Here is a 13,216-nt window from a genome sequence, read left to right as displayed (position 1 = left end):
ACCTGGCTTTTTTGTGCTTGGAATTTAGCCTTCGTTCTTGCGAGGCGTTTCCGCATTGCTTTCTCCGGCCAGACCCTCGGCACCTTGTGCGGGGCGTTTCCAATGGCACAGCAGGAGCTGGCTGGCGTTCGCTTCGGTGATCGATGTGCAAGCTAGATCAGCGGGCAGACCATCCTTGCTGTCTCGCAAGCGCCTGGACAGATAGAACGAGCCATCCCGCGGCCACTTGGCAGGATCCTTGATGTTCTCGGACTTCCCGCTGCTGTAAAACTCCGACGAGTATGAGCGGCGGCCAGGATAGATCAGGGGAGCGGAATGAGCAGACTGCACATTGAGCCAGGCTTGAACCACATCCCGCTGATTCTGAGGGCGCTCCTCTAGTACCCCGGCGTAGATGATGCCCGCACCGATGATTGGCAACACCAATGCGCTCGCAGCGGCAGCCCAGGTGGTCTTCGGGCCAACTTCGCTGACCCGTGCAGACAGCAGCAATGCCCACGCTGGCAGCGCGGGTAGCAGGTAGGTCCACAGAATGTTGCCTGCAAATGTGAAGAAGACCGGTGTCGCCAAGGCCCACAGCCAGAGGTAGGCTTTGAAGCGCTGCATCGATCCACGCTTGCGGATCAACAGTGGTAGAAACAAGGCCCATGGCAGTAGCGACAATCCGAGCTGGATCCAGATGCTGCCGTACGGCTTGGCATGAGCACTACCATAGAGGTCCCCTGCCCAGTTACTGACGACGTAGCGGCTCCAGTGCTCACCAACGAAGAAGTACTCCATGAAGCCGGGCGTTTTCATCTCGGCCGCGACATACCATGGCACGGATATACCGAACATGAGTACAAGGCCGCTAATCCAGGGAAGCCTCAGTACCCGTCCCCATTCCTTGTAGATAACGAACCAGGCGAATGCCGGCGCCCCCATAAGCACCAGGGTCAGCGGCCCTTTGGCAAGCAAGCCCAGCCCGAGACCTGCGAACATCAGGTAGGCATCCGCCTTGCTGGCGCACTTCATCCAACGCCAGAAACCGTAGCTGGCCAGCAGAATCGAGAACGACAAAACAGGGTCAGTCAGCACAACACCGCTGGAGACCAGGCCAAGTGTGGTGCTGGAAAAAATAATGGCAGCCCAGATGCCGGCGTTACGAGAAATCTGCTGCGTGCCGAGTTTGATGATGATGAAACAGCTTGCCAGGTGGAGTAGCCACGCTGGGAAGCGCGCAGCGAACTCGTTAACGCCGAAGACCGTCATGCTCGCGGCCTGGGTCCAGAAGGACAACGGAGGCTTGCCCCAGAACGGTACCCCGTAGTCGAACATGGGCGTGATCCAGTCATTCAACTCGACCATCTTGCGAGCCATTTCAGCGTAACGGGCCTCAGATGTGTCCATCAGCGGGTAGATGCCCAGCCCCACCAAACGCAATAGCAAAATCGAACCCAGGACCCACCACAGCGTCCTCTCGTTCTTCAGGTTCAGCATTTCTTACCCTCGATCGAAGCCATCGAAGGGTGGAGTGACACGGGATCTGCCTTGTTGCTGTGCTTCAGGAAATAGAGAGGCCGGCGCTTCACTTCCGCGAGTGTCACGCCCAGGTACTCCCCCACCATGGCGACACCGACGCACATGAATGAAGCCATTCCGACGATCAGGTGATGGATGTCGAAACTGCCTGCCACAAGCGACGCAAGCATGTAGCAGATGCTGGAGACGAAAAGACCGAAACTGATGAGGCTGAAAATGCGCAGTGGTTTGCGAGAGAAGCTGACGATGCTCTCGATGGCCAGATTGAACAGGCCAGCTGCATTCCATTTGGTGCTCCCGGCATGGCGAACAGTGCGATTGTAGGGGAGTTCGATGGTACGAAAGCCTACCCAGCCGATCATGCCTTTGAGAATCCTGGAGCGTTCATCCAGGGCCCGCAGGGCTGCCAGCGGCGCAGGCCCAATCAATCGGAAATCGCTGACATCGGCCGGCATGTCCACCTTCTCCACCAGGCGCTGCATGACCCAGTAGTAAGCCCGGGCACTCATGCGCTTGAACCACGAATCACCGATTCTCAGGTTGCGCTGCATGTTCACCACGTCGTAGCCGCGTTGCCAGTAGTCCACCATGGCCGCGATGAGCTCTGGTGGATCCTGCAGGTCGACATCAATGAAGATCAGCGCACTGCCACGGGCATGGTCTATCCCGGCGCTCAGTGCAGCCTCTTTGCCGAAGTTGCGACTCAGGGACAGGCAACGTACAGATGACCCATCCTGATAGTGGCGAAGAATGTCGGCCGTCCGGTCATTACTGCCGTCGTCGACATAGAGGATTTCGCAGGAGACGGGTAAGCGCTTCACCACGCGGGTGATTCGCTGGTGGAACTCGGGGATGGTTTCCTCTTCCTGGAAGCAAGGGACCACGATGGTTAACAAGGGATCAGGGCGCTCGGGAAAGCGATGTAATGTCTGCATGATTGAATGTCCAAAAACGATGTGCAATGAATCCAAGTGCAGTGAGGCTTAAGGTCACTACGACTTGGGAGATGAGCGGTGACAGATTCGACTTGATGAGGAACCACATACCCACGCCATTGCCGAAGTTTGTGGTTAACGCGACCAGTGCAAACCTGACAGGCTGAAACTTACGAGAGCCATCTGCCACAAAACAGAGCGCCCTATTTCCAATGAAGCTCGCGATTGCGCCAACCATGCCGCCACAGATACTGGCCAGTAACGGAGTAACGAATTCTGTCGTAACCAGCAATAGGAACACCGCATAATGGACTCCCGTTGCTATGAAGCCGATCCCCAGATAACGAATCAGTAAGGTAGTAAGAGGTGGGGTTTGATTTTCCATGCCCAAAGCCTATGGAGGCAAAGGTGAAAAAATAGTGAACTAAATGTAAATGCGTAATTAGCCGAATCTATATATGGTAAGTAACAAGTCGGCGCACTAGGCTAGCACGCTACAATATCAGAGGGATTGCCTGAAAATTACGCTTTCGAAATAAAAGCCTTCCGATAACGCATGCATGACCCGTGGATTACAATGTTGACAAGATAAGGAAACACCGGGTGGCATTGAGATAGATTCCCCGAATTAAGGGGGACCTAATGGTTACACAAAATGAAACATATACAAGCAGCGTTGTTCCTTACAGCCCTGACATATTGGATGATTTGCCAATTGATGATCAGCTGGCCGTAGAGTTTTTCGCAACAGCACGTTGTGCCAGTTTCAAACAGGCTGCCCGAGGGCTCAATGTGCCAGTGGTAGGCCTGCGGAAACGCTTGGAGAAACTGGAAGAGCACATTGGTGCTCCCGTGTTTGTCTACAAACACAACAAGCTTGCCCTGACCCGCACAGGCGAGAGGGTCAGCCATTACCTGTGCCAGCTCTTCGGCCCAGACGGCCTTGGCAAGTCCGGTGAAAAGGAAGTCCCCAGGCTTACCATCGCGATCACAGAGCCAGTGCTGAACGACATCGTAAACCGCGATCTAGTCGCCTACGTGCGTGATCATGCCGAAATGCAGCTGGAAATCCATTCAGAATGCACAACGCAGATGCTTTCTGAGTGTGAAGTCGATGTGGGTATCGCTTTGGTGAGCCCAGATGATAAAGGCGCGCTTGATCGCCATCCTACGTATAGGTTTGAAAGGCTTGGCCGGATTGGGCACGCCCTGTTCATTTCCAGCCGCTATTCAAGAAGCGTCACCCTTCCAGTGGAGAGCTTGGATTTGCACAACTTCATGCTCGTTGTCCCTTGGGATGAAGAGATCTTGGCGGGCTCACGAAAGTGGGCATCGATAATGGCTGAGCATCAGGGCGGTACCACTCGGGTCAAGAGCTACAACCTATCACGAGGCCTTGTCGTTGGCGGTGCGTGTATTGGAGTGCTGCCCGACTACAGCCGAAAACTGGAGAGAAATATCCTACCCGTGCCGGGTTTCCTGGACGACCTGGAGGAGAAAGATGTCTATCTTGTTATCAAAACGAAGCTTGTCCGCAATCCGCAGGTTTTGGAAATTCGAAGATTGATCAAGAAGAGCTTTTTTGATAAGAAGGACTGGCTTGTTCGGTAACAGTTTTGTTAGGTTTCAAACTCCTCCGTTAACACTACAGAAACACAACTGTCATATTCGCTTGCAACCTAGTCAGAGTGCTTAGAACAAAGGCATCTTGTTACAGCGGGTGACAACCGTGGCCTGCTCCCATCTGCAAGATAAATTTAGGCCGGCGCAGGGCGAAATATAACGTCGGTAGCTAAGCACTTAACATACGAGAGGCAAGCAATGATCCGTTCTTCGAACATGCGGGAAAAGCTGTTGGCTGCCGCAATAATAGGCACATTTTCCTCGCAAGCATTCTCCGGAACAGTAACCACTGACGGAGCTGACATCGTTCTGAAGACCAAGGGCGGTCTTGAAGTATCGACTTCTGACAAGGAATTCAGTTTCAAACTGGGCGGCCGAGTTCAGGCCGACTACGGCCGTTTCGATGGTGTCTTCACCAAGAATGGCGATACCGCTGACGCAGGCTACTTCCGTCGCGCCTACCTTGAGCTCGGTGGCGTGCTGTACCGCGACTGGAAGTATCAGCTCAACTACGACCTTTCCCGCAACACGGGCAACGACTCCGACGGCTACTTCGACGAAGCCAGCCTGACCTACACGGGTTTCAAGCCGGTGCAACTGCGCTTTGGCCGTTTCTACACCGACTTCGGTCTTGAGAAAGCCACCAGTTCGAAGTGGACCACCGCCATGGAGCGGAACCTCTCGTACGACCTGGCGGACTGGATCAACGACAACGCCGGCATGGGTGTTCAAGCCACCAGCACCATCGCTGACATGGCTTATGTTTCCGGTAGCGTTTTCAGCGAAACCAATAACAACTCGGATGGCGACAGCACCAAGCGCTACAACGTACGTGGCGTGTTCGCACCGCTGCACAGTGATGGCAACGTCCTGCACGTCGGTGCTCAGTACGCTTACCGCGACCTCAAAAACAGTGCGGTCGATACCCGGATTCGTTCGCGTCTGGGCGTCCGCGGTGTAGATACCAATGGCGGCGGCGATGCCGGCACCAACGGCAACCGCATGCTGTTTGGCGGTGCTGCTGCACAAGATGGCCTGTGGAAGGACGACTCGGTCTGGGGTCTCGAAGGTGCCTGGGCCACCGGCCCGTTCTCGGTTCAAGCGGAATACCTTCGCCGCAAGCTGAAAGCTGACCAGGCCAACAACGACATGAAGGCCTCCGGTTACTACGCCCAGATGGCTTACACCCTGACCGGCGAGCCGCGTATCTACAAGCTCGATGGTGCCAAGTTCGACACTATCAAACCAGAGAACAAGGAACTGGGGGCCTGGGAAGTCTTCTACCGCTTTGACGATATCAAGGTCGAAGACGGCAACCTGGTCACCGCGGCGGACCAATCGAACGAGCGCAAGGCCAAGAGCCACACGGTGGGTGTGAACTGGTACGTCAACGAGGCGGTGAAAGTCAGTGCCAACTACATCAACGTGCGCACCGACAACAACGAGAACACCGTGGGCGACGACAGCGGCAATGCCATCGTGACCCGCCTGCAATACGTCTTCTGATCCCTCTCATCAGTCTGACGTGAGAAAGCCGGAAGCGCTCAACGTGCTTCCGGCTTTCCTGTTTCTGGAGGTGATCAAGCATGGAGCGCCCTCCTCCTACCTGCTTTCGCTTACCGATGACCGCTCTTGCCAAAGCTCGGCGAATCTGATGTGATTGCCGCGTCGGGCTTTGCATGGTGGCCGTGCAAGCAAATCAAACCTGACTCCTATTCATGATTGAACCTGATTCGACGTCCAGCTTCGCGTCTAACGGCCCTACAAGCGCAGCTACCCCAACGTCGCTCATTAGGGGATAGTCATGTCTGCAAAAAAGCTGCTTCAACCTCTCGCTGCTCAGCTGCACGCCTCGTTCTCGGCTTCTGGCCGCCCGTACTCTCATCTGCACCTCCACCAGCTGTTCCACGCGGCCATCGGCTCCGTTGCACCGCAAGTTGCCATCCAAGACAAGCTGCCAATTCAGGTCTGTCGTGACAACGAGACACGGCAGTACAACCTCTACGCGGCGGTCGAGCGGGCGAAAACGTGCTTAGGATTGACCGATCTTCAAGCAGTCGGTGTGGCTGAAGAAGTCATTGAGGTGCTACGAACTGCGGGAATCGGCGTGAACCAGGTTCGCCTGCTCCTTGACCCCTCCTTCAGCTCGAAGACTCGCAAAAAGGCCTTCAAGGCTCTCTGCAAGAACCTGGATCTGAACGAGCTAGGCGATCGCTTCGTCCCCAAGACTGCCACGTTGGCCATCGCTGCTGGTATTGCGCCGCCTCCCAAAATGTCGTGGAAGGATCGCTTCGCCCTGGCTGCAAATTCCCCCATGCGGGGGCCAAGCGAGCTCATCAGCATGGTCAACCGGGATGAGTGTTATCTGTGGGTATTCCCACCGACTGACCATCATGCGACGGCTCCAGCGACGCATGACCGTTTCTTTGGTGAAAAGACCCACCCGAGCGCAGAAATGGGCATGGGGTTCAGCATCATCGATTCCGGCTGGACCCGCCCCAAGTACCCGCTATCCAGGCAGTCACAAGAGACCTTCATCCAGTATTCGCTTTCTGCGCCGATGTGGTCCTGGCGCGCACAAAGTGACACCTGGCGCCTGGGAAACATCCTGCGTTCAAGAATCCTTGACGGGGCTCCTTGGCATAACGAGCCTCTGAGTGACGTGCTTCCGAGCGGCCTTAAATCCCTGCCCCGGATCTATGGGTGCGAAACCTGCCGAACGCTGTTCATTGAGAATCACAGCGACTACCCGGATGTACCCACTCAGTGCCAATGCGGTGAGGCGAGCAGCACGGGTGACCAAAACGAGTCATCTGCTCTCAATAGCTGATTTTCCTTACGGTGGCGGGCTGAGCCCCCCGTTAGGGATTGGCTATGGGAGCGGGATTCGCTCACCCCAAACCTGAAGGCGCCGCCACCTAACCGAGCGATATGAGCTGAATGCTCGCGGAGTAGATATGCAAAAGAGTAAAAACAAACAGGACACCCTGGCGGCGATCAATGCGCTTGTCGAGATTGCGTATGATCAGGGATTTGCGGACGGACACGGAGTCGGCAATCAAGTCGGTTTCGTAGCCGGTGTCATGAGCCTCAAAGCTGCATTGGCCTGCGGCTTACGGCATGGCTCACCTGAGTGCGGAAAGGCCCTTGAAAGCCTCAAGCGCATCGGGATCGACGAGTGAGAGAAAAGTACGGGTCGTGCGCTGATCGCGCACGACCCGTACTTCTACTTCAGGTCATTTCCCTGCTTAGCTTCATGATTGAAGCTCAGGGATCAGGTGCTTCTGCGGTAGGCCAACAGGCGCAAGGCGTTGAAGACGACCAACAGTGTGGAGCCCTCATGGATCGCAACAGCGGCACCAATGCTCAAGCCCATGATGGTGGACGGAACCAGGATGGCCACAATCCCCAAGCTGACGAACAGATTCTGGTGGATGATCGATCGCGTGTGACGGCTCAGCCCCACCGCAAATGGGAGTTGCCTGATGTCGTCAGCCATAAGCGCGATATCAGCCGTTTCCAGGGCAACATCAGATCCAGCAGCCCCCATTGCGATACCAACGCTCGAACTGGCCATGGCAGGGGCATCATTGACGCCGTCACCCACCATGGCCACCTTGGCGCTAAGGCGCAGGTTTTTGATGGCCTTGACCTTGTCTTCCGGCATCAGGTCTCCCCACGCTTCATCTAAGCCAACTTGTTTGGCTACAGCCTCTGCAACGCGGTTGTGGTCTCCAGAAATCATGACCATGCGTTCGATGCCCATCTCTCTAAGCTTCTGGAGTGCCTCTTTGGCCCCCTCCCGGGGTGTGTCCAATAGCCCGATAGCGCCCAGATCCTTGTCAGCACGCCGTACCACCATGGTGGTACGGCCTGACTGACGTAGACGCTCCGCAGCCTCCAGGGCTGCCTTGCTGAGTGCGGGAATACCATTGGTACCGAACATCTCGACCTTGCCAATCCAGACGAACTGCCCATCAAGCTCAGCACGCACGCCGCGGCCAATCATGTTGCTCATGTTCTTGGCTTGGAATCGGCGCCGTGTGCCAATCATCTCTTCACCGTCACGCACAATTGCCGCAGCCAGCGGATGGTCGCTCATCGACTCCACAGCGATGGCGACGTTTAGCAGATCCTCGATCTGCGTGCCGCCTATGGGTATTACATCGGTGATACGTGGGCGCCCTTCGGTCAGGGTACCGGTCTTGTCGAATGCCATGGCATTCAATGATCCAAGCTCTTCAAGTGGCGCACCGCCCTTGATCAGCACGCCACCTCGGGCTGCCCTGGCGATGCCAGAGAGAATGGCGCTTGGTGTAGCGATCGCGAGCGCGCAGGGGCTGGCTGCAACCAGTACGGCCATCGCCCGGTAGAACGAGTCACGGAACGGCTCGTCAAGGAAAATGCCGGCAAATAGCAGCCCGACTACCAGCAGTAAAACCATCGGGACGAATATGCGTTGGAAGCGGTCCGTGAATCGCTGGGTCGGTGACTTCCTGACTTCGGCTTCACTGACCATCTTGATGACCCGCGCCAAGGTACTCTCCGTAGAGCGCCGGGTTACCTCAACCTCGATGAGCGTTTCGCCATTGATGGTACCGGCGAAGACTTTCGAGGCTGCATCCACTGCATCTGGCTTGCTGCGTGCGAGTTCGGCATCAGGAACAGGTTGCTTGTCCACGGGGACGCTCTCACCGGTTACTGGCGCCTGGTTGATACTTGAGGAGCCTACGACTACAAAACCATCGGCCGGCAGGCGGTCATTGGGGCGCACGATGACAACGTCACCGGGAACCAGCAGCTCCACGGGCATCTCCACCGTGCCATTTGCTCTGCGTACGATCGCGGTGGCTGGTGCGAGCTTGGACAGTGCCTCAATCGCTTTCTTGGCCCGCCCCATCGCGTAGCTTTCAAGGGAATGCCCCAGACTGAACAGGAACAGCAGCAGAGCCCCCTCCGCCCAGGCGCCGATGCTCGCGGCACCGACTGCGGCGAGAAGCATCAGCGAGTCGATCTCGAAGCGTTTCTGACGGATGTTGGTAACCGCTTCCTTAGTGGTGAACCATCCACCGAACACGTAGGCCGACACGTACAGAATCAGAGGCAGACGATCAATCAGGCCAAGTTTTCCTGCGAGAGCTCCGGCACCCAGGAGAGCACCACAGATCAGCGCGAAAATCAGCTCTGTGTTCATTCCAAAAATGCCGCCATGCTCATGGCTATGACCTTCATGCCCGGCTTGGTCATCAGGGCGTTCAAGCAAACTCTTCATAACTCGTCCCTTCTGGGGTCAAGGCTTCCAATTGCCCTCTGCAGTTGGGGAGCCGTCTCTGTTGGTTGGCTAAGATCTATTGCACGGTTTGCCCGAGCCCAGGCGTTAACATTTCGAAGCTATGGGGTATCGGGCGTAATAAAAAATGCCAGGCACTGCCTGGCATTTATGAATTCTCTAATTGTTCTGTTCAAATCGTTTACTACTTGTTGTTGATGCATTGCGAATACATCGAGTAACGAACAGTCTTGAGCGTGCCCTGGGAGTCCTCGAAGGTCATCAACCGTGGATAGACCTGGCAGGTACGGGGGTCCTGCGACTGACGTACGAATTTCGCAACGTCTATCTTCATGCCATATTTGTAATCCTGAATCTCTGGCATTGGCTTGCCATTTTTCTCCGCGTACTTGGCCACTGCGGTCTGGTGTTCCTTGGTGTATTGAAGCTGCTTGCTCTCGGAGAAAGTGTTGGCCTGCGAAGCCACCGAGAAAACAACAAGTGCAGCAGCGATAATTAGCTTTTTCATAAAACCCTCTCAATTTCAAAACTTCTCGGGCGTAACCTTAGCAATGCATAGGCATCACCGGCATGACGAGAAACTTACAATTTTGAAAGGTAAGTGCATCTACTTCACTTTAAACAAAAAAGCCCACAACACGTGTTGTGGGCTTCTCTTTAGCGGAGGCTGTTAGCTAACCACTTCGGCCTCGTCGCCGTCTTCATCCTTGCGGTGTGCCCAGTGATACAGGGCAGGCAGTACCAGCAAGGTCAGTGCGGTGGAGGACAGGATCCCGCCAATCACCACCGTCGCCAATGGCCGCTGAACTTCGGCACCGGTGCCGGTGGCCAAAGCCATCGGGATGAAGCCCAGGGACGCTACCAAGGCTGTCATCAGAACAGGTCGCAGACGGGTCAATGCACCTTCATCGACTGCCTGTCTGAGCGTTCGTCCCTCCTCCCTTAGCCCGCGGATGAAGGCAATCATCACCAGGCCGTTCAGTACTGCAACGCCGGACAGTGCAATGAAGCCGACACCTGCCGAGATCGACAGTGGGATGTCCCGCAGCCACAACGCCACAACACCACCGGTGAGTGCGAATGGAATACCGGTGAAGACCAGCATGCCGTCCTTCAGGTTGTTGAACATCAGGAACAACAAGGTCATGACCAGCAGCAAGGCGACTGGAACAACGATCTGCAGGCGTTTGGCAGCCGACTGCAGCTGCTCGAACTGGCCCCCCCAAGTCGTCCAGTAGCCCGCAGGGATTTGCACCTTCTTGTCCAGCGATGCGGTCGCCTCCTCAACGAAGGACCCCAGATCGCGGCCTCGAACGTTGGCGCTGACGATAACCAGACGTTTGCCGTTCTCGCGGCTGATTTGGTTCGGGCCCAGTTGCAGGTCCAGATTGGCGACCTGGGACAGCGGGATGAAGCCGATCTGATTGGCACCCTGTGCCGCATTGGCAGGTACCGGGATCAGCAAGCTGGACATACCCGCTACGTCGGTGCGAACGGTCTCTGGTAGGCGTACTACCATGTCGAACCGACGGTCGCCCTCATACAGCGTGCCGGCCTGACGGCCACCCACGGCGATAGCGATCGAGTTCTGAACATCCGCGATGTTCAGGCCGTAGCGTGCTGCTTTTTCGCGGTCAATGTTGATGGTCAGCACCGGCAGGCCGGATGTCTGCTCAACTTTCACTTCCGATGAGCCCGGGACCGCTTTGAGCGCTGCCGCGATCTTGTTGGCGGTGTTGTTGAGCACGTCCATGTCATCGCCGAAGACTTTCACAGCGACGTCACTACGCACGCCCGAAATCAGCTCGTTGAAACGCAGTTGGATTGGCTGCGACAACTCGTAGTTGCTTCCTGGAACACCCGCTGCGGCCTTCTGCACTTCAGCAATCAGCTCATCACGAGGCTTCTTCGGGTTAGGCCACTGATCCTGAGGCTTGAGCATGATGTAGGCGTCAGAGGCGTTCGGCGGCATCGGGTCAGATGCAATTTCTGCGGTACCCGAGCGTGCGAACATCCGCTCAACTTCAGGCACCTGCGCAATCACCGCTTTCTCCAGACGCTGCTGCATCTCGACAGATTGAGTGAGGCTCGTTCCAGGCACACGCATGGCCTGCATCGCAAAGTCACCCTCACTGAGGCTTGGGATGAACTCGCTACCCATACGACTTGCCAGCAAACCACTGAGCACGACCAAGGCTACTGCGGCCGAGAAAGCGATGTTCCGATGTCCCAGCACCCATTGCAGAACCGGTTCATAGCGCAGTCGAGCTGTGCGCATGACCACGCCTTCCTCTTCCTTCACCTTGCCAGTGACGAACATGGCAATAGCTGCAGGAACAAAGGTAACGGACAGGACCATTGCACCCAGCAGCGCCATCACAACGGTGAAGGCCATCGGGTGGAACATTTTGCCTTCGACGCCGGTGAGGGCGAAGATCGGCAGGTACACCACCATGATGATCAGCTGACCGAAGATCAGCGGCCGGCGAGCTTCTCGCGCCGCGGCAAAGACCTCGTGGAAGCGTTCGGTTTTGGTGAGCATGCGGCCATGCTTATGTTGCGCATGAGCCAGTCGACGGATCGCGTTTTCTACAATAACCACGGCACCGTCGACGATGATGCCGAAGTCGAGTGCCCCCAAACTCATTAAGTTGGCACTGACCTTGTTGTTGAACATGCCTGTGAAGGTGAACAGCATGGACAGCGGAATCACCATCGCGGTGATCAGAGCCGCACGGATGTTGCCGAGGAACAGGAACAGAATGGCGATAACCAGGATCGCGCCTTCCACCAGGTTCTTCTTCACCGTCGCGATGGCTTTTTCAACCAGGTTGGTACGGTCGTAAACAGTCACAGCCACCACGCCCTTTGGCAGGGTGCGGTTGATGTCCGCCAATTTGGCGGCGACAGCTTGAGATACGGTGCGGCTGTTTTCACCAATCAGCATGAACACGGTACCGAGCACGACTTCGCGGCCGTTCTCAGTAGCAGCACCTGTACGGAGCTCTTTACCGATGCTGACGTCAGCAACGCTGCTGATGCGAATCGGTGCACCATCCACACTGGTGATCACGATGTTGGCGATGTCTTCGATATTGCCTACCTGACCCGGTGCACGGATGAGCAACTGTTCACCATTACGCTCGATGTAGCCGGCACCGACGTTGGCGTTGTTACTTTCCAACGCTGCGACCAGGTCATTGAGTGTCAGCTTGTAGGTAGCCAGGCGCTTTGGATCCGGCGCAACCAGGAACTGCTTGGCATAACCGCCGATGGTATTGATCTCGGCCACACCCGGGACGTTACGCAGCTGAGGCTTGATGATCCAGTCCTGGATCACGCGCAGGTCGGTCGGGGTGTACGGCGTACCGTCCTCTTTGACCGCGCCATCTTCGGCTTCAACAGTCCACAGGAAGATCTCGCCGAGGCCGGTAGATACCGGACCCATGACGGCCTCTACACCTTCTGGCAGCTGTTCCTTCGCAACCTGCAGCCGCTCGTTGATCAACTGGCGGGCAAAGAAGATGTCAGTGCCATCCTTGAAGATCACGGTGACCTGAGACAGGCCAGAGCGAGACAGGGAACGGGTCTGCTGAAGGCCCGGGAGACCGGCCATGGCCGTTTCAACTGGAAACGTGATCCGTTGTTCGGTTTCCAAGGGCGAGTAACCAGGCGCTGCAGTGTTGATCTGCACCTGGACGTTGGTGATATCGGGTACCGCATCGATGGGCAGCTTTTGATAGCTGTAGATACCGATACCCGCCATGATCAGAACGGCGATCATTACTACGATGCGCTGCTCGATGGCGAATCTGATGATACGTTCAAACATGAGAAATCATCCTGT

General features: G+C 56.1%; 10 protein-coding genes. 4 read left to right on the top strand and 6 right to left on the bottom strand.

The genetic code is table 11. From position 1 onward, the window contains the following. Window positions 1-24: 24 nt before the first annotated feature. The 3 genes from ACK1VC_RS03205 to ACK1VC_RS03195 are packed head-to-tail and all read right to left on the bottom strand — an operon-like array spanning window position 25 to window position 2,841. Entirely contained in the window at window positions 25-1,479 is a 1,455-nt protein-coding gene (locus tag ACK1VC_RS03205) for a phospholipid carrier-dependent glycosyltransferase (RefSeq protein WP_010951444.1), read from the bottom strand. Next, a complete protein-coding gene (locus tag ACK1VC_RS03200) occupies window positions 1,473-2,456 on the bottom strand; it encodes a glycosyltransferase family 2 protein (protein WP_010951445.1) in 984 nt (327 codons plus the stop codon). Before ACK1VC_RS03200 ends, ACK1VC_RS03205 begins: the two co-directional genes overlap by 7 nt. Then, entirely contained in the window at window positions 2,422-2,841 is a 420-nt protein-coding gene (locus tag ACK1VC_RS03195; RefSeq protein ID WP_010951446.1) for a GtrA family protein, read from the bottom strand. Before ACK1VC_RS03195 ends, ACK1VC_RS03200 begins: the two co-directional genes overlap by 35 nt. Window positions 2,842-3,098: 257 nt before the next feature. Here ACK1VC_RS03195 and ACK1VC_RS03190 point away from each other — a divergent pair, with 257 nt between their 5' ends. From ACK1VC_RS03190 to ACK1VC_RS03175, 4 genes are all read left to right on the top strand, one after another. Beyond that, a complete protein-coding gene (locus tag ACK1VC_RS03190; protein WP_011953108.1) occupies window positions 3,099-4,067 on the top strand; it encodes a LysR family transcriptional regulator in 969 nt (322 codons plus the stop codon). 210 nt (window positions 4,068-4,277) lie between these two features. After that, window positions 4,278-5,585 (top strand): OprO/OprP family phosphate-selective porin, encoded by a 1,308-nt coding sequence (locus tag ACK1VC_RS03185; protein WP_009395904.1) that lies wholly within the window; start codon window positions 4,278-4,280, stop codon window positions 5,583-5,585. A 298-nt stretch (window positions 5,586-5,883) separates the two neighbouring features. Beyond that, window positions 5,884-6,909 (top strand): hypothetical protein, encoded by a 1,026-nt coding sequence (locus ACK1VC_RS03180; RefSeq protein ID WP_011953109.1) that lies wholly within the window; start codon window positions 5,884-5,886, stop codon window positions 6,907-6,909. Between the two features lie 127 nt (window positions 6,910-7,036). Beyond that, window positions 7,037-7,261: a hypothetical protein gene (locus ACK1VC_RS03175; protein WP_010951451.1), complete on the top strand. Its 225-nt coding sequence runs from the start codon at window positions 7,037-7,039 to the stop codon at window positions 7,259-7,261. A 92-nt stretch (window positions 7,262-7,353) separates the two neighbouring features. Here the strand turns inward: ACK1VC_RS03175 and ACK1VC_RS03170 are convergent, their stop codons facing one another. From ACK1VC_RS03170 to ACK1VC_RS03160, 3 genes are all read right to left on the bottom strand, one after another. Continuing rightward, window positions 7,354-9,351 carry a heavy metal translocating P-type ATPase gene (locus ACK1VC_RS03170; RefSeq protein ID WP_449117847.1) on the bottom strand — a complete coding sequence of 666 codons (1,998 nt, stop codon included), beginning with the start codon at window positions 9,349-9,351 and terminating at the stop codon, window positions 7,354-7,356. Between the two features lie 202 nt (window positions 9,352-9,553). Continuing rightward, on the bottom strand, window positions 9,554-9,877 hold the full coding sequence (locus tag ACK1VC_RS03165) for a DUF2790 domain-containing protein (RefSeq protein WP_003253432.1): 324 nt from the start codon (window positions 9,875-9,877) through the stop codon (window positions 9,554-9,556). 162 nt (window positions 9,878-10,039) lie between these two features. Beyond that, the gene (locus tag ACK1VC_RS03160; protein ID WP_010951454.1) at window positions 10,040-13,201 is read right to left on the bottom strand and encodes a CusA/CzcA family heavy metal efflux RND transporter; all 3,162 of its coding nucleotides are present in this window, start codon (window positions 13,199-13,201) and stop codon (window positions 10,040-10,042) included. Window positions 13,202-13,216 lie beyond the last annotated feature (15 nt).

The organism is Pseudomonas sp. XP2, from assembly GCF_053557975.1.
This window is presented reverse-complemented; position numbering and strand designations above follow the sequence as displayed.